Source organism: Paenarthrobacter sp. 22069, assembly GCF_052046035.1.
GTDB lineage: Bacteria > Actinomycetota > Actinomycetes > Actinomycetales > Micrococcaceae > Arthrobacter.
In genome coordinates, this window is the sequence record NZ_JBQEQF010000001.1 from 195,654 (window position 1) to 219,839 (window position 24,186).

Here is a 24,186-nt window from a genome sequence, read left to right on the forward strand (position 1 = left end):
GGGGTCAGTTGCTGAGGTAGGCCAGAAGGTCGTGCCGGGTCAGGATGCCCACGGGTGCGCCCACGAAGGTGACCATGAGGGTATCCGAGTCCGAGAGCAGTTCCCTGGCGGCGGAGATGGTTTCCAGCGATCCGATCACGGGCAGCTTGGGGCCCATGTGCTCGGAGATCTTGTCCGTCAGCTTTGCTTCGCCGCGGAACAGTTTGGCAGTCAGGGTGCGTTCGTCCACGGCGCCCAGGACCTCGCCCATGACAACCGGCGGTTCCTGTGAGAGGACAGGGATGTGGCTGACGCCGAACTCGGTCATGATGTTGATGACGTCGCGCACCGACTCGTTGGGGTGGATGTGCACCAGGTCCGGCAGCTCGCCGTTCTTGGACTTGATGACCTCCCCCACGGAGGTTTCCTCACCGCCGGAGAGGAAACCGTAGGACCGCATCCACTGGTCGTTGAAGATCTTGGCCAGGTAGCCGCGGCCCGAGTCGGGCAGGATGACGACGACGACGGCGCTTTCCGGCAGGTCGCGGGCCGCCTCCAGCGCAGCCACCACGGCCATGCCCGAGGAGCCACCCACCAGCAGGCCCTCTTCCCGGGCCAGCCGCCGGGTCATGGTGAAGGAATCAGCGTCGCTGACCGCGATGACTTCGTCCGGGACGGACTTGTCGTAGTTGGCCGGCCACATGTCCTCGCCTACGCCTTCAACGAAGTAGGGCCGTCCGGTGCCGCCCGAGTAGACCGAACCTGCGGGGTCCGCGCCGATGATCCGGACCACGCCGCCGTCGGACTCCGGCCGGTGCGCCGAAACCTCCTTCAGGTAGCGGCCCGTGCCGGTGATGGTGCCGCCGGTGCCGGCACCGATGACGCAGTGGGTCACCTTGCCGTCGGTGTCCCGCCAGATTTCGGGACCGGTGGTCTTGTAGTGGCTGCCCGGCGCGGCCGGGTTGGAAAACTGGTCCGGCTTGTAGGCGCCCGGCGTCTCCCGGGTGATCCGGTCCGACACCCCGTAGTAGCTTTGCGGGCTGTCCGGCGGAACCGAGGTGGGCGTCACCACCACTTCGGCCCCGTAGGCCTGCAGCACGGCACGCTTGTCCTCGCCCACCTTGTCCGGGACCACGAAGACGCACTTGTAGCCCTTCTGCTGGGCCACGAGGGCCAGGCCTACGCCCGTGTTGCCCGACGTCGGTTCCACGATGGTGCCGCCCGGCTTCAGCTTGCCCTCGCGTTCAGCGTCCTCGATCATCTGCGCCGCGATGCGGTCCTTGATGGAACCGCCCGGGTTCAGGTACTCCAGTTTGACCAGGACGGTGGCCCTGATGCCCTCGGTGACGTGGTTGAGCTTGATGAGCGGGGTGTTGCCGATGAGGTCCAGGACGGACTGGGCGTACTTCATAGGTACAAAGCTACCGCTTCCTGCAGGGCGTTCCCTGCCCCGGGTGCGAGGATAGGCCGGTGAAGCAGTTCGCATGGCTGAAAGCCGCCCGGAGCTACGTGCTGCCCGGCGTTGCCCTGGCCGCAGGCGCGGCCACCCTGGCTGCCGGGGCGCTCCCTCTCCCTGCCTTCGGGGAGCTGGCGTCCCGGACCATCCCCATCCTGGCGTTCGTGCTGGCGATGTCCCTGGTGACCGAACTGGTGGACGAGGCCGGGTTGTTCAAGGTGTTGACGGACCGGCTGGCCGCCTTAGGCCGTGGCCGGGTCTTCTCCCTGTGGCTGCTGGTGGTGGCCGTGGCGGCGGTCTCCACCGTGTTCCTGTCCCTGGACACCACCGCCGTGCTGGTCACCCCCGTTGTGGTGCTCCTGGCTGTCCACGCCCGCATCCCGCCGCTGCCGTTCGCCCTGACCAGTATTTGGCTGGCAAACACGGCGTCCCTGCTGCTTCCGGTATCCAACCTGACCAATCTTCTGGCCCAGGACCGGCTGGGCCTGAACGCGTTGCACTTCGCGGGCCTGGTGTGGGGTCCCGCGCTGGTGGGACTGCTGGTTCCGGTAATGCTGCTGTGGCTGGCGTTCCGGCGGGACCTCCGGGGAACGTACGGTCCGCAGCCTGCGCACCCGGTGGGCGACCGGGTCCTGCTGCGGGCTGCGGCAGGCACATTGCTGGTACTTCTGCCCGCCCTGGTGTCCGGGGTTCCGGTCCAGTATCCGGCGCTGGCGGCCGCGGCCGTCCTGCTGGCCGTCTTTGTGTGGCGGCGTCCGGCGGTCCTGCGCTGGTCAATGGTGCCGTGGCGCCCGCTGATGCTGACCGTCGGCCTGTTCATGCTGATGGAGGCGCTCCATGCGCACGGGCTGACCGACCTGCTGGCGGGGGTGGCGGGGGCCGGGGACAGCCTGCCGGCCCTGTTGCAGCTGGCCGGGCTGGGAACGGCGGCGGCCAACGCCGCAAACAACCTGCCGGCCTACCTTGCCCTGGAACCGCTGGCGGGATCCCCTGCACGCCTTGCCGCACTGCTGATCGGAGTGAACCTCGGGCCGCTGGTGAGCCCCTGGGCATCCCTGGCCACGCTGCTCTGGCATGAGCGGCTGCGGGTACTGAATGTTCCCATCAGGTGGGGCGGGTTCGCCCTCGCGGGGCTGGTGGCCGTTGCCCTGACGGTTCCGCTGGCCGTCCTGGCGCTCTGGCTGGCGTCCGGGATGCCCTGACCGTACCCGTCAGCTGCGTCAGCTGCCCGGGGCCGCGTCCCCTTCGCCGGCGGGAAGGTTTTCCCAGAGACCCAGCACGTTTCCCTCCGGATCCTTGAAGTAGGCGGTGAAGCCCATACCGGGAATCTCATTCTTGGGCACCACCACCGAGCCGCCCAGCTCCTCAACGTTCCTGAGGGTGGCGTTAATGTCCGGAACGTCGACCGTGATGACCGGGCCGGTGATCTGCCCATCCCTGGCCATCATCCCGCCGTTGATGGCCCCGGGGGTTGTTGACTGGCCGGCGTCGTCCATGTCCGTGGTGATGACCATGTTGTAGTCCATCCCCGGCACCGGTTCGATCCGCCAGCCCAGCGCCTCCCGGTAGAACTTCCTGGCCCGGTCCTGGTCGTCGGCGGGGATCTCGAAATGCACTACTCCACCCATGGTGGCCCTCCTTGTTTATTGCACGGCATTTTTGCACCGCATTCTTTGCAGCGCGGCGATCGTAAACCCTTGTTTTCAAGCGGAGAAGGGCCGATGGTCCCGCCGCTGTCGGTGGTCCGTGGGACGATTGAAGGCATGACGATCGCAGAGGCACCTCCCCGGCTGGCGGCCGCGGCGGACGTGTCGGTGCGGTGGTATCCGGAGGCCCCGTACAGCCTTTCCCGTACCTTGGGACCGCTCCTGCGCGGCAACAGCGACCCCTCCTTCTGCCTGCAGGGCGACGTCATGTGGAATGCGTTTACGACGCCGGCAGGCCCGGCAACGCTGCGGCTCGCCCCCGCCGGTAGTGAAGCGGGCGGCCCGCTGGTGGACGTCCAGGCGTGGGGCCCTGGTGCCGCGGCGGCCGTGGCGGCGGCGCCACGCCTCCTTGGGGCCGACGACGACTGGCAGGGTTTCGATGAACCGTCCTTCCATGCCACGCTCCCCCGGATGGTCCGCGATGCGCGGCGGCGCAGCATGGCCGTCCGGCTCCCCGCGAGCGGACGCATGGTGGACCAGCTGGTGCCGATCATCCTGGAACAAAAGGTGACGGTGATCGAGGCACGGCGTGCCTACCGGTACCTGGTGCACCGTTTTGGATCACCGGCGCCCCGGGCCGGCATGTCCACGCCGGCCGGGCTGCTGGTGCCGCCCACCGTGGCGGGGTGGCTCCAGGTTCCCAGCTGGGAGTGGCACAAGGCGGGGGTGGGGCCGCAGCGCTCGGCCACTGTGATGCGGGCGCTGCGTTCTGCCGCGGCGCTCGAACGCCTCGCCGCGCTGCCGGCCGCGCTGGCAGCGGAAAAGATGCAGGTCATTCCGGGCATCGGCGTCTGGACTGCTGCCGAGGTGGTGCAGCGCACCCACGGCTGCCCGGACTCCATTTCCGTGGGCGACTACCACCTCGCTGCCTACGTGGGAGCCGCGCTGACCGGTCGCAGGACGGACGATGCCGGCATGCTCCGGCTGCTGGAACCGTGGCGGGGGCACCGGCAGCGCGTGGTCCGGATGATCCAGGCCACCGGTTTCCGCAAGCCCACCTTCGGCCCCCGGATGACCATCCAGGACCACCGCGGGCACTGACCGATGCCTGATCGGCGCCCTCTCCCGGGCACCCGCGCTTGATTCTCCCCGCGATGGGTACGGCCAAAGGTGACAGCCTCCCGGCGGGGCAGAGTGCGGCACCACGATGGAAAGGACTCCAATGGCTTCCCCTTCAGGCAGCACGGACCCGGCAGCGGATGAAAAAGTGCGGCTCCAGCTGGCCATCTTCGAGGTCACCCGGGAGGCGGACGGAAAAAGCATGGCGGAGATCCGCGGGATGCTGCGCGCCGCGTTCTCCCGGCATGGCGTGGATGCCCCGCCCGCAACCTGGGTGGAATCGGTGGCGTCCTCGGCGTTCTACGGTGAGCCGTACATCGTGGATCTTTCCGCGGCGGTGGCGGCCGACGCCCTGGTGCCTGCCCCCGATGGTGACGTCCGGGAGAGGCTGGCTGCCCGGCGCGAACTCCAGCAGGAGAAGCTGCCGGCGGAAATCTTCCCGGCGCCCTCCGAGTGGAACATCCCTGCCACCCAAACCACCAGCGGCAGCACCCGCACGGTCTCACTGACGAGGTGGGACAGCAGCGTTGTCCTGGCTGCTGCGGCGCTGGCGGCTGCGGTGGTGGCCGTCATTGCTGTCCGCGCAGGCACATCCCGGCGCAGGGCGCCGGCCTAAAGCCCCAGCCGGGCCACGGCCTCCTCGCGCATCTGGACTTTCCGGACTTTCCCGGAAACGGTCATGGGGAAACTTTCGCGGACCTCCACGTAGCGGGGGATCTTGTAGTGCGCCAGCTTCCCGCGGCAGAACTCCGCGAGCGCCGCAGCGTCCAGCGGTTCAGCTCCGGGCTTGAGGATGATGCAGGCCATGAGCTCCTCGCCGAACTTGGGGTCCGGAACGCCGATCACCTGCACGTCCTGGATGGCGGGGTGGGTGTAAAGGAACTCCTCGATTTCCCGGGGGTAGATGTTTTCACCGCCCCGGACCACCATGTCCTTGATCCTGCCCTCCACCACCACGTAGCCGTCCCCATCCATCCGGGCGAGGTCGCCGGTGTGCATCCACCCGTCTGCATCAATTGCCTCTGCGGTCTTGTCCGGCTGGTTCCAGTACCCGGCCATTACCGCGTAGCCGCGGGTGCAGAGCTCACCGATCTGCCCGCGCTCCAGCTCCCCGCCGGTGGCGGGGTCCACGATCCGGCTTTCCAGCTGCGGCATGGTGCGGCCCACCGTCTCCGTGCGCTGCCGCAGGGTGTCGCCCTTGCGGGTCATGGTGGACACCGGGGAGGTCTCCGTCATGCCGTAGCAGATGGCCACGTCCACCATGTGCATTTCCGAGATCACCCGGTTCATCACCTCGATGGGGCACAGGGATCCCGCCATGACGCCGGTCCGGAGGGTTGAGAGGTCATAGGAGGCGAAGTCCGGCAGCGCGAGTTCGGCGATGAACATGGTGGGCACCCCGTACAGCGATGTGCCGCCGAAGTCCTGCACTGCCTCCAGGGCGGCGGCCGGCGAGAAGCCACGGCCCGGAATGATGGTGGCGGCACCGTGGCTGAGCGCGTTAAGGTTTCCGATCACCATGCCGAAGCAGTGGTAGAAAGGCACCGGGATGACCACGCGGTCCCGGTCGGTGTACCCCAGCAGCTCACCGATGGCGTAGCCGTTGTTGAGGATGTTGTGGTGGGTCAGGGTGGCGCCCTTGGGGAATCCCGTGGTGCCGGAGGTGTACTGCAGGTTGATGGGGTCATGCGGGTGGAGCTCAGCCATGCGGGCTTTCAGGACGGAATGTCCAACGGCGTCAGCACGCTTGAGCAGCTCGGCGTACGTCAGTTCCGCGTCACCTTGGGGGTTTCCGGCTGCCAGGGTGTCCAGGCCGTGGTCCGGGAGGAAGACGAGCTCCTGCAGGTCCGGGCAGGTCAGGAGTGCCTGGCGCGCCATGGCCACGTAGTCGCTGTTCCGGTCCGATGGCGCCGTGAACAGCATGCGCATGCCGTTCTGCTTGACCACGAACTCGAGTTCGTGGCTGCGGTAGGCCGGGTTGACGTTGACCAGGATGGCGCCGGCCTTGGCGGTGGCGTACTGCAGCAGCGTCCACTCGGCGCAGTTGGGGCTCCAGATGCCCACCCGCTCCCCCTTGGCCACCCCCACGGCGAGGAGCGCCCGTGCCAGCCGGTCGACGTCGTCGTTCATCTTCGTGTAGCTCCAGCGGCGCGCATCCGCACCCGGGACCGGGGCGGCCTCGATCATGGCGTCATGCAGCGGGAACTGCGCGGCCACGCGTTCAAAGTTCGCGCCAATGGTTTCCTCCAGGAGCGGGACGTCAGTGTCCCCGGCTGTGTAAGCACGCATGCTGGCACGCTACCAACCGGATGGCGGCAGGAGAAGGAGGACGGGGCCGGAAGCGGGGCGCAACACGGCCGGAAGGCCACGCGGCGCCCGGTATTGTGAAATCCATGAGTGCACCCATTGACCTTGTAGCAACGTTCATCCCCAACGAGGGCGAGTTCTTCCGCGTGAAGCTGGCCCTGGAAATCGCGATCGATGAGGTGGTGCAGGAGCCTGGCTGCATCCGTTACGAGCTCACCGAAGCAACGGAGGAGAAGCTGGTGCTGACCGAACAGTGGGCGTCCGAGGAGGACCTGGACAAGCACTCGAAGGGCACCGCCGTGCAGGACCTGAACGAATCCCTCAGCGCGCTGCTGGCCGAACCGGTCAAGGTGGAACGCGTCTGACACAGACGCAAAAAGTGCAGGACCTCCGGTGGGAAGTCCTGCACTTTTGCTTTAAGGAGTCTTAGAAATCGGGGATCTGCGTGCCGTCCTGGTTCCCGGCCGGCTTGCCGGCGGCAGCCGCCGCTTCTTCCCGCTGGCGGGCCACATGGGCGTGGACTTCTTCCATGTCCAGCGCCTTCACGGCGTCCACCACCTGTTCCAACTGCTGGGCGTTCAGCGCGCCGGGCTGGGAGAACACCAGGACCTTCTCGCGGAAGGCCATCAGCGTGGGAATGGAGGTAATACCTGCCTCCGCCGCGAGCTGCTGCTCGGCTTCGGTGTCCACCTTGGTGAAGAGGACGTCCGGGTGCTTCTCGGATACTGCCGAATAGGTGGGGCCGAACTGCTTGCAGGGGCCGCACCATTCTGCCCAGAAATCGACCAGGACAATGTCGTTGCCTTCGATCGTCGATGCGAACTGTTCACCTGTGATGTCAAGGGTAGCCATGTGTCCACGGTACGCGTCCCGCCCCGGGCCTGTCGCGGGTGTTCGCTCCCCGCGTCATCGGGAATACGGGTAAGGACGACGGCGCCACCGGGTTCAGGCGGTTGCATCCCAGAGATGCGGGGCGGGTGTGCGGCTGCCGGGCAGGGCGCTGGAGGCGCGCCACTCGTGGATCCATTCCGGGAGCACCAGGTCAGCCGGAGGGGCGCCGAATTCGGCCACGATGTCCTCCTGGCTGACCGGGCCGGCCCTGGTGACCAGCCGGGTGGCAATGTAGGCACGCGCGTACATCTCGCCGTCGGCCACCATGCGCTGCTCGAAGTGGATCGCCTTGGTATCCAGCCCGATGATGCGGGTTTCGATCGTGTATTCCTGCCACAGCTGGAGGGATTTGCGGAAGGAGATGGTTTCCGCGGACACCACCGGGCTCCAGCCGCGGCGGCGCATCCGCTTCCACACTCCGCTGCGGACCATCAGGTCGAACCGGCCCAGGTCCATCAGCGACAGGTACATGCCGTTGTTGACGTGCATGGCGATGTCGATGTCCGTGGGCAGGACGCGCAGCGGCAGGGAAGCCGGGTCCCACACTGCCAGTGGCCGGCGCCGGCGGGAGCGGAAGAGCATCAGGAGGGTTCTCAGGAGCAGGTGCATGCCTCAATGTTACCCATCAGTAACATTTTTCGGGAGGGTCGCCTGCCTCCCTCCCCGTAGGATTTCCTGCATGACGCAGCAACGTTACCGGGCCTTGGCAGAGTGGCCCCTCATGGCTACGGCGCTGGTTTTCCTCAGTGCGTACGCGTGTCAGGTGATCGGCCGGGTTGAGGGCAGCGGGGCGGACTGGCTTGAGGGCCTCATGTGGGCAACCTGGTGCGTCTTCGTCCTGGACTACGCGGTGAACCTGTGGCTGGCGGAGAACCGCCGGCAGTGGTTCGTCCGGAACCTTCATGAGCTGCTGATCGTGGCGCTGCCGTTCTTCCGGCCCCTGCGCCTGCTGCGCCTGGTGACGTTGTTGTCGGTTCTGCACCGGACCGTCGGCGAAACGCTTCGCGGCCGGGTGGTGACCTATGTGGCATCCTCCGCCGCGCTGCTGGTTTTTGTTGGTGCACTGGCGGTGCTGGATGTGGAGCAGTGGGCTCCGGACGCCAGGATCACCACGTTCGGCGACGCCCTCTGGTGGGCCACGGCCACGATCACCACGGTCGGCTACGGGGACATGTATCCGGTCACGGCAATCGGGCGGTTGGTGGCCACCGCACTCATGATGAGCGGCATCGCCGTGCTGGGTGTGGTGACCGCGTCCATTGCGTCCTGGCTGGTCCAGCGGGTGGAGGACACGGCCGAAACAGTGGCCGAAGCCGTGGAAGAGCCGCTGCGCATCGAGGTAACCGAACTGGTGGCCGAGATCGCTTCGCTCCGGCGCGAGATCGCCGAACTGCGGGAACGCCGGACGCTGTAGCCGGATACCCCCCCTGCCTCCCCAGGCTGAATGCGTGCCGCAGTTGGACGCGGGGCGGTTGGAAGGTCGCGCAGGCGGCAAGTATCCGGCAGTCCCAGGCCTGAGTAGCGGGACTGCAGCCGGCGGGTAGCGCAGCCGAAAACTCGGGTAATTCCTACTGGTGCCCGCGCTGCGGCGTCGTTCCTAGACTCGGGATTCCTAGGACCAACACGCACTGGCGGGTCCCCCGGGTAGCTTCCGGGAAACCCGCCTTCACGCGGAGCTCCGCATTTTCTGGGTATGCGGATGCCTCCAATCTGTGCCGCCTGCGGCTTCGGCAGATGCCGGTGCCGGCGGCGCATCACATCTCGATCCGTCCGGCGACCTGGCATGCCCCAAAGGCACGCCTGGCCGGACCGTCCCCGGATGGGCCTACCCATGAAACAGAAAGAATTCACCTCACCCGACGGCACGAGCAGAAGCTTCGTCACCGACGAACCCCGGACGGACCTTAACACCGTCCGCCCGGCCATTAGCAACAAGTTGTGGGCCGGCATGGCAACAGCGGCCGTGGTGGCCGCAGTGGGAGTGGGCGCCATGGCAGCGCCTCCCGCCACCTTCAGCGGTGGAGCCACGGCGGCGGCCCAGGTGGCAGAGGCTGCCCCACCGCCGCCAACGAGCACGCCTTCCGATCCGGGCGCATCGTCCGGCGCCGGCAGCCAAAGTGAGCAAGCTGCGGCACCGGCCGCCGCAGTTCCGGCGGCCGAAGCAGCGCCGGCACCGCCGGACCCGGCCCCCGCCCCCGCACCGGAACCGGCCCCCGCTCCGGCACCCGAACCAGCCGGTGACCCCAACCTGTACACGGTGGCGCCGGGCGATACCGTCGGCGCGATCGCCGCAGGCCACGGCGTGGACATGAATGCGATGCTGGCGGCCAACGGCCTCAGCGCCTACAGCATCATCTACCCGGGCCAGACGCTCCTGCTGACCGGACCCCCGGTAGCGGTGGCAGCACCTGCCCCTGCTCCGGTTGCTGCCGCACCGGCAGCGGCTCCGGCACCTGCCGCCGCTCCGGCCCCGGCTCCCGCGCCTGCACCCGCAGCGCCTGCCATCCGGACCATCTACGTTGCCGGCTCCGGGGGCCAGGCCATGGTGGACGCCTGCATCGGGCCGATCCACTTCACGCCCAACGACGGATACTCGCTGTTCATCACGGAGCACGATTTCTGCGGCGGGTGGGCACGGTTCTCCGGCATCGGCGTGGGCGAGACGGTGAGCATCCCCGGCTATGGCACCTATACGGTGACCGGCCGCGGAACAGTTCCCAATCCAGGCACCACCAACGATGTGATTGCGGTCTTCGGCGGCTTCCCCCGGGCCATCCTTCAGACCTGCATTCCGGGCACCAGCCAGATGCTCCTGATCGCACTGAACTGATCCGCCCAGTCAGCACTTAAAAGCTTGTCCGCGGATCCGGGCCCCAGGGGGTGGATCCGCGGACAAGGCCACGATGCGCCGCAGGCGCTACACGCCGTGCCGCTCCGAGATGTGTTCAACCAGTTCGCCCACGCGCTGCTCGGAGTAGTTGCGCGCGATGTCACCCTGGCTGATGATGCCCACCAGCCTGTGGTCCGAGATCACGGGAAGGCGGCGGATCTGGTGCTTCTCCATCATGTCGATGGCAGCGTCGACATTGGCGTCGGCGTCGATGCAGTACGGCTTGCCCGAGGCGAGGTCACGCGCCATCATCTGGCTGGGATCGCGGCCGGCGGCGACGCACTTGAGCACAATGTCGCGGTCGGTAATCATGCCCTTCAACTTGCCATCGTCCCCGCAGATGGGCAGGGCGCCGCAGTCGAGGTCCATCATCATCCGGGCCGCGTCCACAAGGGACTCGCTTTCACGGATGCATCGCGCATCCGTGGTCATGAATTCACGTACAGCACTCACTGGCTCCTCCTTCATCGATGGATTATCGACGCAGGGCATCGGGCGCGTGCGCCGATTCTGCCAGACTACGCCCGGACCACCATGGTGTCGACGGCGTTTTGCGGCTCCCCGAGGGGCACCTGCCATGGGTGCCGGACAACAAAAAACCTCCGGAACCTGGTGGTTCCGGAGGTCTTTCCTTGGGTGGCAGATGAGGGATTCGAACCCCCGTAGGCGTTGCCAGCTGATTTACAGTCAGCCCCCTTTGGCCGCTCGGGTAATCTGCCGAACTTCAAAGAAGTACCCGCCGATGCAGTGTTCGGAGCGTCCGTTTCCGGTCCATTCCGCTTCAGTAACCGCGGGCAAGACAACTTTACAGAACTTCCGCCGAAGAATCGAATCGGGCTCCGGGNCCCGCGCCGGCGCGGAAAACCCGACGGTCAGGAGCCGCCGAGGATCCGTCCGGCCAGCTTGGCCTCGAAGCTCAGGGCCTGTTCCTCGGTGATCTGATTCAGCTGCACGGCCCTCTGCAGGTCCGCCCGCACCCCGTCCATCCTCGAAGACGCATCCGCCACCGGACTGAAGATGATGGAGGCCGCCACAGCAGCTGCGGCCACGGACGTTGCCGCCGTGGCCACCGCCCCGGCTGCTGCTGTCGTGGTGCGGGTGACGTAACCGGCGGCTTTGCTTTGCATGGTGTTCCCTTCGAACTGCAGTACAACTGCTCCAACTCTGGCCAGCGCTCCTTCGTTCCTTCGGGGTGTCCGCTGAGAGGGAACTGTGAATCCCGCACCCCCACCGGTCCGCGCATCCGTACTAGGCTGGATGCCAGTGATTTAGGCCCTGTTCCCGCACAGGGCTCCCATCAACAAAGGAGAGTCATGGCAGGCGAGTCAACGTTCGACGTCGTAAGCAAGGTGGACAAGCAGGAGGTCGCCAACGCCCTCAACCAGTCGCAGAAGGAAATTGCCCAGCGCTACGACTTCAAGGGCGTCGGCGCGGAGATCGACTTCAGCGGCGAGAAGATTCTCATGAAGGCCAACTCGGAGGAACGCGTCAAGGCTGTCCTGGATGTCTTCCAGTCCAAGCTGATCAAGCGCGGCATCTCGCTCAAGTCCCTGGACAGCGGCGAGCCCTTTGCTTCCGGCAAGGAGTACCGCCTGGAGGCCTCCATCAAGGAGGGCATTGCCCAGGACCTGGCCAAGAAGATCAACAAGCTCATCCGGGACGAAGGCCCCAAGTCGGTCAAGTCCCAGATTCAGGGCGACGAGCTGCGCGTCTCCTCCAAGTCCCGTGACGACCTGCAGGCGACCATGGCACTGTTGAAGGACTTCGACGAAGCCGACCTGCAGTTCGTGAACTTCCGCAGCTAGGACCATCCCTGCCGTTTCGACGCGCAAAGAGTTTCCCGCTGCAGCTGAAGGCCGGCGCACCCCGCATTGTGGGTGCGCCGGCCTTTTTGCGCGTCGGGGCCGCCCAGGGTGGACGAAACTGCGCATGTAACAGGCAGCGGATTACGGCACATTTAGTTTGCGTAATCCGCAGCGGCAGGTAACCTCTTCCTTAGGACTGCCTAAGTAAGGGCAGGCTGAGCGAAAGAACACTCCATGACTGCCAACTTCCTGATAGGTCTGCGCGAAGGACTCGAAGCCACCCTGGTGGTGGTCCTGCTCATGGCCTACCTGGCCAAAACGGACCGCCGCCACCTCATTCCCAGGCTCTGGGTGGGGGTGGCAGCCGCGGTTGCCGTGTCCGTCGCCTTCGGCGCCCTGCTCACCTTCGGGCCCAAGGGCCTCACCTTTGAGGCGCAGGAAGCGATCGGGGGCACCTTGTCCGTTGCCGCCGTCGGCCTGGTGACGTGGATGGTCTTCTGGATGGCCCGCACCGCACGGACCCTGGGAAGCGACCTGAAATCCCGCGTGGACAAGTCAGCGGGCGGAGCAGGCTGGGGCCTGGCCCTGGTAGCTGCCATTGCCGTCGGCCGTGAAGGCCTGGAAACGGCCCTCTTCCTCTGGGCGGCCGCCAAGGCCACCGGCGAGTCCACCCAGCCACTGATTGGCGCCTTGCTCGGCCTGGCCGCGGCGGCAGCGTTCGGCTACCTGCTCCACCGGGGCGTGCTCAAGGTCAACCTTTCCCGCTTCTTCACCTGGACGGGCGCGGCCCTGATCGTCATCGCCGGCGGCGTCCTCTCCTACGGCATCCATGACCTCCAGGAAGCCCGCATCCTGCCGGGACTGCACACCCTGGCCTTTGACATCAGCGGCGCCGTCCCGCCGTCGTCCTGGTACGGCACCCTGCTCAAGGGCACCCTCAACTTCTCCCCCGCCACCACCTGGCTGGAAGCCGGAGCGTGGCTCCTCTACGTGCTCCCCGTGCTGTTCCTGTACCTCCGCACCAACCGCAAGGCACCGTCCAGACCGGCCGGCTCCGAAAACAACACCGCCGTCAAGGCCGTGGCAGCCGCTTAAATCCCCCTCACCCGCACCAAAGGAATCCCCATGCCCTGCTTCACCCTGCCCAAAAACGCCGGCACCACCGGCCCACGGAAGACGGTTCTCGTGGCCGCCGCCGTCCTGTCCGTCCCCCTGGTCCTGACCGGCTGCACGGACAACACCAAGGCGGCAGACACCTCCGGCGGAGCCATCAACGTCGTCAGTTCAAACTCCGAATGCAAGGTCTCTGCCACCAGCGTGCCCAGCGGCAACCTCACGTTCTCGGTCAAGAACGAGGGCACCGAAGTCACCGAGTTCTACCTCCTGGCAGCGGACGGGCTGCGCATCCTGGGCGAAGTGGAGAACATTGGCCCGGGACTGAGCCGCAACCTGGTGGTCACCGCCCCGCCAGGCACCTACACAACAGCCTGCAAGCCTGGCATGGAGGGCGACGGGATCAGGGCCGCCCTGGAAGTGACCCAGTCCGGAAACCAGCCCTCGGCCGACGCGGATTTCCAGCACCTCCTGGATACCGCCACCACGCAGTACGGGTCCTACGTCAAGGACCAGAGCGAACAACTGCTCACCGGCACCGAGCAGTTCGCGGCGGCCTTCAAGGCCGGCAACGCGGAGCAGGCGCGCTCGCTCTACGCGGCCACGCGCCAGCACTGGGAACGGATCGAGCCTGTGGCAGAGTCTTTCGGTGACCTCGACCCGCAGCTTGATGCCCGTGAGGCCGACCTTGAACCGGGCCAGGAGTGGACCGGCTGGCACCGCGCCGAAAAGGACCTTTTCCCGCCCGCCGGCTACACAGCCATGGCGCCGGCCGAACGTTCCGCCATTGCAGACCGCATGGTCGCCGACACCAAGGACCTGGTGGAGCGCACCCGCACGCTTGAGATCTCCGCAGACATGCTGGGCAACGGAGCCAAGGAGTTGCTGGATGAGGTTGCCACCGGGAAGGTGACCGGCGAGGAAGAGATCTGGTCGCACACGGATCTCTGGGACTTCCAGGCGAACGTCGACGGCGCCCGCATCGCCTTCGAGAGCCTGAAGCCCGCCCTGCAACAAAAGGATTCCGCCCTGGCCGCCTCGCTCGATGAGAAGTTCGCCGCGCTGCAGGCTGAGCTGGCCACGCACGCCCAGGGTTCCGGCTTCACCTCCTACGACAAGCTGGCGCCGGAGCAGGTCCAGAAGCTGGCATCCCTGGTGGACGCGCTCGGGGAACCGTTGTCCCGGCTGACCGCTGCGGTGGTCCTGTGACCGGCTGTCCCTTTGGCGGCCGGCCGCCGGAAACGTCCGCGCCCCAGGATGATGCCGCCGCTGAACAGCAGCGGAATGCCCTGGACAATGGACAGCCGACGGCGGGAGCGCGCCTGAGCAGGCGCGGCCTGTTTGGCATCGCCGGGCTGGGCGGTGCCGCCGCGGGCCTTGCCGCAGGCTTTCTGGGGCACGACGCCGTGGCCGCCTCCGCCACCCCGCCGGCTGCGGACAGCCCCGTGGTTCCCTTCCATGGGGAGCACCAGGCGGGAATCACCACCCCGGCCCAGGACCGCCTGCACATGGCCGCGTTCGACGTCACCACCACCAAGCGCGACGAACTCATCCAGCTGCTCAAAGACTGGACGCAGGCCGCGGAAGCCCTGACCCAGGGCCGTCCGGCCGGCGCAACCGGCGCGGTGGACGGCCCCTACGGAGCCCCTCCCGAGGACACCGGCGAAGCGCTGGGCCTCAATGCCGGAAAACTGACCCTGACCTTCGGTTTCGGTGCCGGCCTGTTCGAAAAGGACGGGACGGCCCGCTTCGGCCTGGACGGCCGGAAGCCTGAAGCCTTGATCGACCTGCCGCACTTCCCCGGCGACGACCTGGACCCGGCCCGCAGCGGCGGCGACCTGGTGGTGCAGGCCTGCGCCGATGACCCGCAGGTGGCCGTGCACGCGATCCGGAACCTGGCCAGGATCGGCTTCGGCAAGGTGCGGGTCCGCTGGTCCCAGCTTGGCTTCGGCCGGACCTCCTCCACGTCCCGGGCCCAACAGACACCGCGGAACCTCTTCGGGTTCAAGGACGGCACCAACAACCTCAAGGTCGAGGATGAGCAGCTGCTGGACCAGCACGTGTGGGCAGCCGCGGCCAGGCCCCAGGATGCCTGGATGGCCGGCGGCAGCTTCCTCGTGGCCCGCCGGATCCGGATGCACATCGAGATCTGGGACCGTACCTCGCTAGGCGAACAGGAGGGCCTGATCGGCCGGACCAAGGGCTCGGGCGCGCCCCTGTCCGGCGGCGAGGAGTTCACCGAACCCGATTTCACCCGTCAGGGCAAGGGCGGCAAACCGCTGATTCCGCTCGATTCACATGTGCGGATGGCCCACCCGAACCAGAACAGCGGAGTGCGGATGCTGCGCCGGGGCTACAACTACACTGACGGTTCCGACGGCGTGGGGCACCTGGACGCCGGCCTGTTCTTTATTGCCTTCGTCACCGATCCCCGGACGCACTACGTCCCCATGCAGATGGCGATGGCCAAGGGCGACACCCTGGCCGTGGAGTACCTGAAGCACACGGGCTCCGGACTGTTCGCGGTACCCCGCGGCGTGAAGCCGGGCGGCTTTATCGGCGAGGGGCTCTTCACGTAGCCGGCCCCGTCCGGACCGACGCCGCGTTCCCGGCTAGGGCTGCCGGCCGGCCATCCGCTCCAGCCGGGCGATCCGGTCCCGCATGGGCGGGTGGGTGGCGAACAGCTTGTTGATGGCGCCGCCGCGGAACGGATTGGCAATCATCAGGTGGGACGCGTTGACCAGCCGCTGGTCCTGCGGCAGGGGCGCGATGCTGACGCCGCGCTCGATCTTGGCCAGGGCTGAGGCGAGCGCCAGCGGATCGCCGGTGAGCTGTGAACCGTCCTCGTCGGCGTCGTACTCCCTGGTCCGGGAGATGGCCATCTGGATCAGGGATGCCGCGAACGGCGCCAGCAGGGCCATGGCAATCATGGCCAGCGGGTTGGCGTTGCGCCGGTCGCCGCCGCCGAAGAACAGCAGCATCTGGCCTACCGAGGTGATCACGCCGGCGACGGCGGCGGCCACGGATGAGGTGAGGATGTCGCGGTTGTAGACGTGCATGAGTTCGTGGCCCAGGACGCCGCGGAGTTCGCGTGCATCCAGGAGCTGCAGGATGCCCTCGGTGCAGCAGACCGCGGCGTTCTGCGGGTTGCGTCCGGTGGCGAACGCGTTGGGGTTCATGGTGGGCGACACATAGATGCGCGGCATGGGCTGGTTGGCGCGCATGGAGAGCTCGCGGACGATCTGGTAGAGCTGCGGGGCCTGGGCTTCGGTGACCGGGAAGGCCTGCATGGATCGGATGGCGATCTTGTCGCTGTTCCAGTAGCCGTAGAACGTGGTGCCGACGCCGATGAGGGCCATGATCCAGATGGGCGCCGAGCTGCGCGTCCCGATGCCGATGAGCCCGCCAAGGCCCAGCAGCACGGCCCACAGCACGCCGAACAGCGCGGCCGTCTTAAGGCCATTGTGGTGGTTGTGCACGTTTCCTCCTCATTACAGGAACGGCTTGCTAGGGCAGCGGGTTCCGCGCATCGTACAGGCGGAAGCCCGGCTGCAGCTTCGCCGCCAGCCATGCCCCCGCGATGCACAGCACACCGCCGAACAGCAGGACCCAGCCCTCACTCAAAATCTTAGTCGCGCCGCCCGCCAGCAGGTCGCCGATCCTCGGGCCGCCGGCAACCACCACGATGAAGACGCCCTGAAGCCGGCCCCGCAGGTGGTCGGGTGCTGCGGCTTGCAGGATGGTGTTCCGGAAGACGCTGCTGATGGAGTCGGCGATGCCGGCCAGGGCGCAGCAGACGGCGGCCGGTACGAGCCACGGGGTCATCCCGCCATCCGGAGCGGGGCCAGCGAGCAGCACCACCAGCCCGAACGCCGCAATGGACGCGCCCCACCCCATCACCGATACCACGACGGCGGTCCCCTGGCGCCGCACGCTGCCCAGGGGCCCGGAGAACAGGCCGGCAAGGAACGCGCCCACGGCGGTGCATGCCAGCAGGATGCCCACGGTGGCTTCGCCGCCGCCCAGCATGAGGGCCGCGACGGCGGGCAGCAGCGCCCGCGGCTGGGCCAGGACCATGGCGACGAGGTCAATGATGAAGGTCATCCGGAGGTTGGGCCGGGTGCCGAGAAAGGCGAACCCCTCAATGACGGAGCGGACCCCTGCCTTGTGGCTGCTCCCGGTGGGTGCCATGGGCGGGAGCCGGTACACGGCCCAGAGGACGAAGGCGAAGCTGGCGAAGTCGATGGTGTAGGTCCAGCCAAATCCGAGCCAGGCCACCAGGAGGCCCGCCAGCAGCGGCCCCGCAGTCATGGCAAGCCCCAGGGACAGCATGCTCAGGGCGTTGGCGGCCGGCAGGAGTTCCTTGCGCAGGAGCATGGGGATGATGGCGCTGCGGGCCGGCTGGTTGATGGCCTGGGCCCCGCTCTGCAGCGCCACCAGCAGGTACAGCACCCACACGCTGCCCAGGTGCACCCAGGCCTGCAGCGCGATCAGGCCCGTGGTCAGCCACAGGACGGCGGTGGCCAGCAGGGCGATCCGCCGGCGGTCGTGCGCGTCCGCGATGGAGCCGCCCATGAGGCCGCCCACTACCAGGGGTACCAGCGCGAAAATGCCCAGCAGCCCCACATAGAAGCTGTCCTGGGTCAGCCGGTACACCTCCAGGCTCACGGCCACCAGCGTGAGCTGGCTGCCGACGGCGGAAACCGCCGATCCCAGCCAGAGCCGGCGGAATGCGGGGCTTTCCTTCAGCGGTGTGACATCGGCAAGTAATTTCCCCACCCCGTAACAGTAATGGGCGACACGGAAAGGTTAGCCCCGCCTTATTGTGAGTTGATCAAAATAAGTGTTTCAATGGAGTCATGACGGAGCACTTTGACGGCCAGGACGCATGGGCCGCAGCCCTGCGGGCCCACGGCCGCAGGGTGACCAGGCAGCGGCTGGCCGTGCTGGCCGCCGTCGAACGCCACCCCCATTCCCCCGCCGAAAGCATCCTTGCCGCCGCCCGGGCGGAACTGCCCGAACTGACGGCCCAGTCCGTCTACGTTGTCCTGGGTGACCTGACGGACCTGCACATGCTGCGCCGCTTCGAGCCTCCGCACTCCCCCGCACTGTACGAAACCCGGGTAGGCGACAACCACCACCACGCCATCTGCATCAGCTGCGGCCGCGTGGAGGACGTGGACTGCGCCGTCGGCCACGCCCCGTGCCTCACGCCGCACTGGAACCCGGACGCCAAGCCCATGACCATCCAGATCGCGGATGTCATGTACCAGGGCATCTGCCAGGACTGCCAGCAGGCCCAACAACTTCCTCCCCACAGTCCCTCGCAAGAAAAAGAGAAATAGGAGAACAATGACTGCCGTTTCCACAACCCAGTCAGGTGCGCCGGTTACGTCCGATGCACACTCGAAGTCAGTTGGTGCCGACGGTGCCATCATCCTGACCGACCACTACCTGGTTGAAAAGCTCGCCCAGTTCAACCGTGAGCGGGTTCCGGAGCGCGTTGTGCACGCCAAGGGCGGCGGTGCCTTCGGCACGTTCAAGACCACCGAGGACATCTCCAAGTACACCAAGGCCGCATTCCTGCAGCCGGGCGTCGAAACCGAGATGCTGATCCGCTTCTCCTCCGTCGCCGGTGAGAACGGCTCCCCGGACACCTGGCGCGACCCCCGCGGTTTTGCCGTGAAGTTCTACACCACCGAGGGCAACTACGACCTCGTGGGCAACAACACCCCCGTCTTCTTCATCCGCGACGGCATCAAGTTCCCGGACTTCATCCACTCGCAGAAGCGCCTTCCGGGCACCCACCTGCGCGACGCCGACATGCAGTGGGACTTCTGGACCCTGTCCCCCGAGTCCGCCCACCAGGTCACCTGGCTCATGGGTGACCGCGGCCTGCCCGCCTCCTGGCGTGAAATGCAGGGCTACGGCTCGCACACCTACCAGTGGATCAACGCCGAGGGCGAGCGGTTCTGGGTCAAGTACCACTTCAAGTCCAACCAGGGCGTGAACTCCATGACGGGCGAGCAGGCCGAGCAGCTTGCCGGTTCAGACGCGGACTTCTACATCCGCGACCTGTCCGAGAACATCGAAGCCGGCAACTTCCCGTCCTGGGACCTGCACGTGCAGGTCATGCCGTACGAGGACGCCAAGACCTACCGCTTCAACCCGTTCGACCTGACCAAGGTCTGGCCGCACGCGGACTACCCGCTGATCAAGGTGGGCACCATGGAGCTGAACCGGAACCCGGAGAACTACTTCGCGCAGATCGAGCAGGCAACCTTCGCCCCGTCGAACTTCGTGCCCGGTATCGCCGCCAGCCCGGACAAGATGCTGCAGGCCCGCATCTTCTCCTACGCGGATGCACACCGCTACCGCGTAGGCACCAACCACGCGCAGATCCCGGTGAACCAGCCCAAGAACCAGGTCAACAACTACAGCCAGGACGGCCAGGGACGTTTCCTCTTCAACGCCCCCTCGGTTCCGGTCTACGCCCCCAACACCTTTGGCGGCCCGGCTGCAGTTGAGCCGCAGAACGCTGCGGGCGGCTGGGAGAACGACGGCGAGCTCACCCTCGCCGCGCACTCCCTCCACGCCGAGGACGGCGACTTCGTCCAGGCCGGCGCGCTGTACCGCGAGGTCTACAACGAAGGTGAAAAGGCCCGCTTCCTGGAGACAATCACCGGCGCCGTGGGCGGCGTGAAGCGCTCCGACATCAAGGAACGTGCCATCCAGTACTGGACCAACGTCGACGCCGAGCTGGGCGCCAAGCTGCGGGCCAACCTCGGCGCCGGTGCAGCCCCGTCGGCTCCGGCTTCGGATGCTGAGTCCGCCAACAAGATCGGCTGATCAGGCTTCCTGTCTGCTGAATTGAAAGAACACCCCGTCACGGGCTTCCGTGGCGGGGTGTTCTGCTGTCCAGCCGCTTTTGCACATACGGCGGCGGGGATCTGGCCGGTTGCGGCCGGCAGACCTAGGCTCCGTAGATGAACACTTTCGCAGGCATTCCCCTCGAAGCCTTCCGCTTCTACGCGCAGCTGGAGGACAACAACAATCGCGACTGGTGGCTGGAACACAAGGCAACGTACGACAAATCAGTCAAGGAACCGCTCACCCTCCTGCTCTCCGAGCTGGAGCCCGAGTTCGGACCTGCCAAGCTTTTCCGGCCCAACCGGGACGTGCGCTTCTCACTGGACAAGTCACCATACAAAACTGCCCAGGGAGCATTCGCTGCACGCCAGGAAGGCGTGGGTTTCTATCTACAAATCAATGCCGACGGACTGTTGATCGGTGGCGGCTACCACTCCCATACTCCCGCCCAGCTGGCACGGTTCCGTGCGGCCGTCGACGCTTCCGCCAGCGGCGCCGCCCTGCAGGAGATTGTTGATGCCGTGGCGGGCGCCGGTTTTGACATCGAGGGCGAGAAGCTGAAAACCGTCCCGCGGGGATTCGACAAGGACCATCCCCGCGGCGAACTGCTCAAGCACAAGTCGCTGTCCGCGGGAGTCGAGGTGGGCCAGCCGGACTGGGTCACCACGGCCGTTGCGAAGGAGCAGGTCGCGGAACGGTGGCGGCAACTTCGGCCGCTGGTGGAATGGGTGGGACGGTACGCGGCGCCGTGACGGGCCAGGAGCATTGAACAGCGGGCACGCCGGCGGCAACCCTGGACAGCCGGGAAATGCGGCTGCCCGCCTGGCGCGGGCCGGGCGGGCAGTTCAACTGTGGGAGTTGCGGCCGTCAGGTCCGGCTCATTGCATCTTCGTCATCAGATTCCACGTCCGTCACGGACGCTGTACGGGCAGTGCCGTTGACGCTGGCGTTGGCCTCGGCGAAGCGCTCATTGAGCCGGGAATGCCGCTGCCCGTAAGCGAAGTAGATCGCCAGGCCCAGGACCAGCCAGAACGCGAAGAAGATCCAGGTCTCCACGGCAAGGTTGGTCATCAGGTACAGGCAGAGGACTGCGGAGACGATGGGCAGCACCTTGCCGAACGGGACACGGAAGGCCGGCTTCAGGTCCGGGCGTTTCCGGCGGAGCACCAGAATGCCCAGGCTCACCACAACGAACGCGGACAGAGTGCCGATGTTGATCATTTCCTCAAGCAGGTCCACGTTGGTGAGTCCTGCCACCAGGGCTACGGCGGCACCGCAGATGATCTGGAGGCGGACCGGTGTGGAGCGCTTGTCGCTGGTCTTGGACAGTGCCCGGGGCAGCAGGCCGTCGCGGCTCATGGCCAGCACCACGCGGGACAGACCCATGAGGAGCACCATGATCACGGTGGTCAGGCCCACCAGGGAACCGAAGGCGATAACCTTGGCGGCGGATGTGTCCCCCACGGCTTCGAAGGCGGTGGTGAGGGTGGGGCTCTTGGCCTCGGCAAGCTGGGTGTAGGACACCATGCCGGTCAGGGCCAGGGAAACGAGGATGTAGAGCAGCGTCACCAGGGCCAGGCCGCCGAAGATGCCGCGGGGCAGGGTCTTCTGCGGGTTCTTGACTTCCTCCGCCGAGGTGGCCACCACGTCGAACCCGATGAAGGCAAAGAAGACCAGGGCGGCACCGGCGAAGATGCCCATGGTGCCGTACTGGGCGGGCGCGGCACCGGTCAGGAAGCCGAAGAAGGACTGCTTGAGGACGTCTGCGGCGCCGGTGCCTGCCGTGGGCTCGGCAGCGGGAACGAACGGGCTGTAGTTCTCGAACTTCACGTAGGTGAAGCCCACCACGATCACGAACAACACGACGGCGATCTTGATGAGGGTGAAGATGTTACCCACCCGGGCGGAGAGCTTGGTGCCCAGCACCAGCAGCACGGTGAAGATGGCCACGATCAGGAAGGCGCCCCAGTAAAGGTCGACGCCGCCCAGGGAGATGGCGGGGGGAACGTCCAGGCCGGTGAGCGCAAAGACCTTGCTCAGGTAGATGCCCCAGTACTTGGCGATCACGGCAGCAGCCGTGAACAGTTCGAGGATCAGGTTCCAGCCGATGATCCAGGCCAGGAGTTCGCCCATGGTGGCGTAGGTGAAGACGTAGGCGGAGCCGGCCACGGGGATGGCGGTGGCGAACTCGGCGTAGCACATGATGGCCAGCGCGCAGGTGACGGCGGCGATCGCGAAGGACAGCGTAACGGCGGGGCCCGCGAAGTTGGCGGCGGCCTTGGCCCCAACGGAAAAGATGCCGGCGCCAACAGCAACGGCGACGCCCATGATCATGAGGTCCCAGGTGCTGAGGGAACGCTTGAGCTTGCGTCCGGGCTCATCGGCGTCGGCGATCGACTGCTCGATGGATTTTGTCCGCAGAAGGTTCATAGGGGTTCACAATCCTGGTTTGTGATGGAAACAGACCTATCAACGATAGTGTCCATCCACTGGACGGCCCCAATCGTCCCGAATAGTGAGACAGCCGATCGGCCGAACTTTGTTCTGCCAAAACACGTGGGGCCCTCCTTTTGGAGGGCCCCACGTGCCTTTGGCCGAACGTCGCGGATGGCTGGAACGGGCCGGAATCAAACCCCGGCCCGGGGTGCCGGCCCTAGCCCGGCCAGTCCATCAAGGTGGACCGGATCAGGAACCGTTTGCCTTCCGGCGCTTCCACCGAGAAGCCGCTGCCCCTTCCCTGGACCACGTCAATGGTCAGGTGCGTGTGGCTCCAGTAGTTGAACTGCTCCCGGGACATCCAGAATTCCAGCGGCAGGGGCTGCAGCCCGTCCGCCAGGTCGAACAGGCCCAGCAGGACGTCCGAGTCGCCCGTGATGAACTCCCCCGCCGGGTAGCACATGGGCGAGGACCCGTCGCAGCAGCCCCCGGACTGGTGGAACATGAGTGGGCCGTGCCGGTCCCACAGCATCCTCAGCAGGTCCACGGCAGCAGGCGTGAGCGCCACCCGGGAAAAGTCTTCCCCGGGCAGCGTCACGGCGGCATCAAGCCGGTCGGCGGCCATCAGAACCTCAGGACCACGCGGCCGTCGATCTTGGCGTGCTTCATCTCATCGAGGACCGCGTTGACCTCGGCCAACTCCCGGACGGAGACGGTGGGATGGATCTTCCCCTGGGCATAAAAGTCCAGTGCCTCGTCCATGTCCTGCCGGGTGCCCACGATGGAACCGCGCACCGTCAGGCCCTTGAGCACGATGTCGAAAATCGGTGCCGGGAAGTCGCCCGGCGGCAGGCCGTTGAACACGATGGTTCCGCCCCGGCGCGCCATGCCGATCGCCTGTCCGAATGCGGAGGGGTGAACCGCCGTCACCAGGACGCCGTGGCAGCCGCCGGTTTCCCGCTGGATGACCTCCACCGGGTCCTCGTGCAGGGCGTTGACCACCACTTCGGCGCCGTGTGCCTTGGCCAGGGCCAGCTTGTCATCCGCAATGTCCACGGCAGCAACCCTCAGGCCCATGGCCACCGCATACTGGACGGCGATGTGGCCCAGGCCGCCGATGCCCGAGATGGTGACCCATTGCCCGGGCCTCGCCTCTGTCATCTTCAGGCCCTTGTAGACGGTGACGCCGGCGCAGAGCACCGGCGCCACTTCGACGGGGTCGGATCCCGCCGGTATGCGCGCCGCGAAGCGCGAGTCCACGAGCATGTACTCCCCGAAGGAGCCGTCAACGCTGTAGCCGCCGTTCTTCTGCGCCTCGCACAGTGTTTCCCAGCCTGTGCGGCAGTACTGGCAGTCCCCGCAGGCGGACCAGAGCCAGGCGTTGCCCACCAGGTCGCCCACGGCGAGGCTGGTGACGCCGTCGCCGAGTGCCACCACCTCCCCCACGCCTTCGTGCCCGGGGACGAACGGCGGTGCGGGCTTGACCGGCCAGTCCCCCTCCGCGGCGTGCAGGTCCGTGTGGCAGACGCCGGTGGTGAGGACCTTGACCAGGGCTTCACCCGGTCCAGGCGTCGGGATGTTGAGGGTCTGGACCTGCAGGTCCTTGCCGAATTCGGTTACTACAGCTGCTTGCATTGTCGTCGTCATTGGCGATCCTTGCGTTGTGGTGGTGGG

At 66.7% G+C, this 24,186-nt stretch carries 25 protein-coding genes and 1 tRNA gene; 13 read left to right on the top strand and 13 right to left on the bottom strand.

All coding sequences use genetic code 11. The features are described from left to right. Positions 1-4: 4 nt before the first annotated feature. A complete protein-coding gene (locus tag ACTJK0_RS00975; protein ID WP_440743926.1) occupies positions 5-1,390 on the bottom strand; it encodes a cystathionine beta-synthase in 1,386 nt (461 codons plus the stop codon). A 59-nt stretch (positions 1,391-1,449) separates the two neighbouring features. Here ACTJK0_RS00975 and ACTJK0_RS00980 point away from each other — a divergent pair, with 59 nt between their 5' ends. Next, positions 1,450-2,637, top strand: a complete 1,188-nt coding sequence (locus tag ACTJK0_RS00980) for an SLC13 family permease (protein WP_440743927.1) — start codon at positions 1,450-1,452, stop codon at positions 2,635-2,637. 18 nt (positions 2,638-2,655) lie between these two features. Here the strand turns inward: ACTJK0_RS00980 and ACTJK0_RS00985 are convergent, their stop codons facing one another. Next, the gene (locus ACTJK0_RS00985) at positions 2,656-3,063 is read right to left on the bottom strand and encodes a VOC family protein (protein ID WP_440743928.1); all 408 of its coding nucleotides are present in this window, start codon (positions 3,061-3,063) and stop codon (positions 2,656-2,658) included. Positions 3,064-3,198: 135 nt separating this feature from the next. On the opposite strand from ACTJK0_RS00985, the gene ACTJK0_RS00990 reads away from it, so the two are divergent. Further along, entirely contained in the window at positions 3,199-4,182 is a 984-nt protein-coding gene (locus ACTJK0_RS00990; RefSeq protein ID WP_440743929.1) for a DNA-3-methyladenine glycosylase family protein, read from the top strand. Positions 4,183-4,303: 121 nt separating this feature from the next. Next, entirely contained in the window at positions 4,304-4,816 is a 513-nt protein-coding gene (locus ACTJK0_RS00995; protein WP_110541394.1) for a hypothetical protein, read from the top strand. Here ACTJK0_RS00995 and ACTJK0_RS01000 read toward each other — a convergent pair. After that, complete coding sequence (locus tag ACTJK0_RS01000) at positions 4,813-6,489, bottom strand: AMP-binding protein (protein ID WP_440743930.1); 1,677 nt, start codon at positions 6,487-6,489, stop codon at positions 4,813-4,815. The genes ACTJK0_RS00995 and ACTJK0_RS01000 overlap by 4 nt on opposite strands. Before the next feature lie 104 nt (positions 6,490-6,593). Here ACTJK0_RS01000 and ACTJK0_RS01005 point away from each other — a divergent pair, with 104 nt between their 5' ends. Beyond that, positions 6,594-6,872: an antibiotic biosynthesis monooxygenase gene (locus tag ACTJK0_RS01005; protein WP_110541396.1), complete on the top strand. Its 279-nt coding sequence runs from the start codon at positions 6,594-6,596 to the stop codon at positions 6,870-6,872. A gap of 61 nt (positions 6,873-6,933) precedes the next feature. Here ACTJK0_RS01005 and ACTJK0_RS01010 read toward each other — a convergent pair whose 3' ends face one another. Continuing rightward, on the bottom strand, positions 6,934-7,359 hold the full coding sequence (locus tag ACTJK0_RS01010) for a thioredoxin family protein (RefSeq protein WP_110541397.1): 426 nt from the start codon (positions 7,357-7,359) through the stop codon (positions 6,934-6,936). 93 nt (positions 7,360-7,452) lie between these two features. Next, positions 7,453-8,007 carry a thioesterase family protein gene (locus ACTJK0_RS01015; protein WP_110541398.1) on the bottom strand — a complete coding sequence of 185 codons (555 nt, stop codon included), beginning with the start codon at positions 8,005-8,007 and terminating at the stop codon, positions 7,453-7,455. A 70-nt stretch (positions 8,008-8,077) separates the two neighbouring features. Here ACTJK0_RS01015 and ACTJK0_RS01020 point away from each other — a divergent pair, with 70 nt between their 5' ends. Both ACTJK0_RS01020 and ACTJK0_RS01025 read left to right on the top strand, forming a co-directional pair. After that, positions 8,078-8,812 (top strand): potassium channel family protein, encoded by a 735-nt coding sequence (locus tag ACTJK0_RS01020; RefSeq protein ID WP_440743931.1) that lies wholly within the window; start codon positions 8,078-8,080, stop codon positions 8,810-8,812. A gap of 417 nt (positions 8,813-9,229) precedes the next feature. Next, positions 9,230-10,228 (top strand): LysM peptidoglycan-binding domain-containing protein, encoded by a 999-nt coding sequence (locus ACTJK0_RS01025; protein ID WP_440743932.1) that lies wholly within the window; start codon positions 9,230-9,232, stop codon positions 10,226-10,228. Positions 10,229-10,315: 87 nt separating this feature from the next. Here the strand turns inward: ACTJK0_RS01025 and ACTJK0_RS01030 are convergent, their stop codons facing one another. The 3 genes from ACTJK0_RS01030 to ACTJK0_RS01040 form a co-directional block, all read right to left on the bottom strand. Beyond that, a complete protein-coding gene (locus ACTJK0_RS01030) occupies positions 10,316-10,741 on the bottom strand; it encodes a CBS domain-containing protein (protein WP_440743933.1) in 426 nt (141 codons plus the stop codon). A 184-nt stretch (positions 10,742-10,925) separates the two neighbouring features. Next, positions 10,926-11,007: transfer RNA gene (locus tag ACTJK0_RS01035), tRNA-Tyr, on the bottom strand. A 153-nt stretch (positions 11,008-11,160) separates the two neighbouring features. After that, the gene (locus tag ACTJK0_RS01040; RefSeq protein WP_440743934.1) at positions 11,161-11,415 is read right to left on the bottom strand and encodes a hypothetical protein; all 255 of its coding nucleotides are present in this window, start codon (positions 11,413-11,415) and stop codon (positions 11,161-11,163) included. 186 nt (positions 11,416-11,601) lie between these two features. On the opposite strand from ACTJK0_RS01040, the gene ACTJK0_RS01045 reads away from it, so the two are divergent. The 4 genes from ACTJK0_RS01045 to efeB all read left to right on the top strand — a co-directional run bounded on the left by ACTJK0_RS01045 (position 11,602) and on the right by efeB (position 15,785). After that, a complete protein-coding gene (locus tag ACTJK0_RS01045; RefSeq protein WP_440743935.1) occupies positions 11,602-12,093 on the top strand; it encodes a YajQ family cyclic di-GMP-binding protein in 492 nt (163 codons plus the stop codon). Between the two features lie 234 nt (positions 12,094-12,327). Next, entirely contained in the window at positions 12,328-13,188 is an 861-nt protein-coding gene (efeU, locus tag ACTJK0_RS01050) for an iron uptake transporter permease EfeU (RefSeq protein WP_440743936.1), read from the top strand. A gap of 30 nt (positions 13,189-13,218) precedes the next feature. Continuing rightward, positions 13,219-14,415 carry an iron uptake system protein EfeO gene (gene efeO / locus ACTJK0_RS01055; RefSeq protein ID WP_440743937.1) on the top strand — a complete coding sequence of 399 codons (1,197 nt, stop codon included), beginning with the start codon at positions 13,219-13,221 and terminating at the stop codon, positions 14,413-14,415. Beyond that, a complete protein-coding gene (gene efeB, locus ACTJK0_RS01060) occupies positions 14,412-15,785 on the top strand; it encodes an iron uptake transporter deferrochelatase/peroxidase subunit (protein ID WP_110541405.1) in 1,374 nt (457 codons plus the stop codon). Before efeO ends, efeB begins: the two co-directional genes overlap by 4 nt. A gap of 33 nt (positions 15,786-15,818) precedes the next feature. On the opposite strand, the gene htpX is transcribed toward efeB, so the two are convergent. Then, positions 15,819-16,685, bottom strand: a complete 867-nt coding sequence (htpX, locus tag ACTJK0_RS01065) for a zinc metalloprotease HtpX (RefSeq protein ID WP_110541406.1) — start codon at positions 16,683-16,685, stop codon at positions 15,819-15,821. A 28-nt stretch (positions 16,686-16,713) separates the two neighbouring features. After that, positions 16,714-17,985: an MFS transporter gene (locus tag ACTJK0_RS01070; protein WP_440743938.1), complete on the bottom strand. Its 1,272-nt coding sequence runs from the start codon at positions 17,983-17,985 to the stop codon at positions 16,714-16,716. 80 nt (positions 17,986-18,065) lie between these two features. On the opposite strand from ACTJK0_RS01070, the gene ACTJK0_RS01075 reads away from it, so the two are divergent. From ACTJK0_RS01075 to ACTJK0_RS01085, 3 genes are all read left to right on the top strand, one after another. Beyond that, the gene (locus ACTJK0_RS01075) at positions 18,066-18,551 is read left to right on the top strand and encodes a Fur family transcriptional regulator (protein ID WP_110541408.1); all 486 of its coding nucleotides are present in this window, start codon (positions 18,066-18,068) and stop codon (positions 18,549-18,551) included. A gap of 7 nt (positions 18,552-18,558) precedes the next feature. Further along, positions 18,559-20,055 (top strand): catalase, encoded by a 1,497-nt coding sequence (locus ACTJK0_RS01080; protein WP_440743939.1) that lies wholly within the window; start codon positions 18,559-18,561, stop codon positions 20,053-20,055. A 137-nt stretch (positions 20,056-20,192) separates the two neighbouring features. Next, the gene (locus ACTJK0_RS01085) at positions 20,193-20,828 is read left to right on the top strand and encodes a DUF2461 domain-containing protein (RefSeq protein ID WP_440743940.1); all 636 of its coding nucleotides are present in this window, start codon (positions 20,193-20,195) and stop codon (positions 20,826-20,828) included. A gap of 115 nt (positions 20,829-20,943) precedes the next feature. Here ACTJK0_RS01085 and ACTJK0_RS01090 read toward each other — a convergent pair whose 3' ends face one another. The 3 genes from ACTJK0_RS01090 to adhP form a co-directional block, all read right to left on the bottom strand. Beyond that, on the bottom strand, positions 20,944-22,506 hold the full coding sequence (locus tag ACTJK0_RS01090; protein ID WP_440743941.1) for an amino acid permease: 1,563 nt from the start codon (positions 22,504-22,506) through the stop codon (positions 20,944-20,946). A 223-nt stretch (positions 22,507-22,729) separates the two neighbouring features. Beyond that, a complete protein-coding gene (locus tag ACTJK0_RS01095) occupies positions 22,730-23,137 on the bottom strand; it encodes a DUF779 domain-containing protein (RefSeq protein WP_110541412.1) in 408 nt (135 codons plus the stop codon). Beyond that, complete coding sequence (gene adhP, locus ACTJK0_RS01100) at positions 23,137-24,159, bottom strand: alcohol dehydrogenase AdhP (RefSeq protein WP_440743942.1); 1,023 nt, start codon at positions 24,157-24,159, stop codon at positions 23,137-23,139. The genes ACTJK0_RS01095 and adhP overlap by 1 nt, the downstream gene beginning before the upstream one ends. Positions 24,160-24,186 lie beyond the last annotated feature (27 nt).

Bases quoted from the DNA above. Each gene is read 5' to 3' on its own strand.
- efeU (WP_440743936.1), top strand. From the start codon at position 12,328: ATGACTGCCAACTTCCTGATAGGTCTGCGCGAAGGACTCGAAGCCACC.
- ACTJK0_RS01095 (WP_110541412.1), bottom strand. From the start codon at position 23,137: ATGGCCGCCGACCGGCTTGATGCCGCCGTGACGCTGCCCGGGGAAGAC.
- ACTJK0_RS01090 (WP_440743941.1), bottom strand. From the start codon at position 22,506: ATGAACCTTCTGCGGACAAAATCCATCGAGCAGTCGATCGCCGACGCC.
- ACTJK0_RS01015 (WP_110541398.1), bottom strand. From the start codon at position 8,007: ATGCACCTGCTCCTGAGAACCCTCCTGATGCTCTTCCGCTCCCGCCGG.
- efeO (WP_440743937.1), top strand. From the start codon at position 13,219: ATGCCCTGCTTCACCCTGCCCAAAAACGCCGGCACCACCGGCCCACGG.
- ACTJK0_RS01080 (WP_440743939.1), top strand. From the start codon at position 18,559: ATGACTGCCGTTTCCACAACCCAGTCAGGTGCGCCGGTTACGTCCGAT.
- ACTJK0_RS01085 (WP_440743940.1), top strand. From the start codon at position 20,193: ATGAACACTTTCGCAGGCATTCCCCTCGAAGCCTTCCGCTTCTACGCG.
- ACTJK0_RS01005 (WP_110541396.1), top strand. From the start codon at position 6,594: ATGAGTGCACCCATTGACCTTGTAGCAACGTTCATCCCCAACGAGGGC.
- ACTJK0_RS00985 (WP_440743928.1), bottom strand. From the start codon at position 3,063: ATGGGTGGAGTAGTGCATTTCGAGATCCCCGCCGACGACCAGGACCGG.
- ACTJK0_RS01000 (WP_440743930.1), bottom strand. From the start codon at position 6,489: ATGCGTGCTTACACAGCCGGGGACACTGACGTCCCGCTCCTGGAGGAA.
- ACTJK0_RS01045 (WP_440743935.1), top strand. From the start codon at position 11,602: ATGGCAGGCGAGTCAACGTTCGACGTCGTAAGCAAGGTGGACAAGCAG.
- ACTJK0_RS00995 (WP_110541394.1), top strand. From the start codon at position 4,304: ATGGCTTCCCCTTCAGGCAGCACGGACCCGGCAGCGGATGAAAAAGTG.
- ACTJK0_RS00975 (WP_440743926.1), bottom strand. From the start codon at position 1,390: ATGAAGTACGCCCAGTCCGTCCTGGACCTCATCGGCAACACCCCGCTC.
- ACTJK0_RS01020 (WP_440743931.1), top strand. From the start codon at position 8,078: ATGACGCAGCAACGTTACCGGGCCTTGGCAGAGTGGCCCCTCATGGCT.
- ACTJK0_RS01040 (WP_440743934.1), bottom strand. From the start codon at position 11,415: ATGCAAAGCAAAGCCGCCGGTTACGTCACCCGCACCACGACAGCAGCA.
- adhP (WP_440743942.1), bottom strand. From the start codon at position 24,159: ATGACGACGACAATGCAAGCAGCTGTAGTAACCGAATTCGGCAAGGAC.
- ACTJK0_RS01025 (WP_440743932.1), top strand. From the start codon at position 9,230: ATGAAACAGAAAGAATTCACCTCACCCGACGGCACGAGCAGAAGCTTC.
- ACTJK0_RS00990 (WP_440743929.1), top strand. From the start codon at position 3,199: ATGACGATCGCAGAGGCACCTCCCCGGCTGGCGGCCGCGGCGGACGTG.
- ACTJK0_RS01010 (WP_110541397.1), bottom strand. From the start codon at position 7,359: ATGGCTACCCTTGACATCACAGGTGAACAGTTCGCATCGACGATCGAA.
- ACTJK0_RS01075 (WP_110541408.1), top strand. From the start codon at position 18,066: ATGACGGAGCACTTTGACGGCCAGGACGCATGGGCCGCAGCCCTGCGG.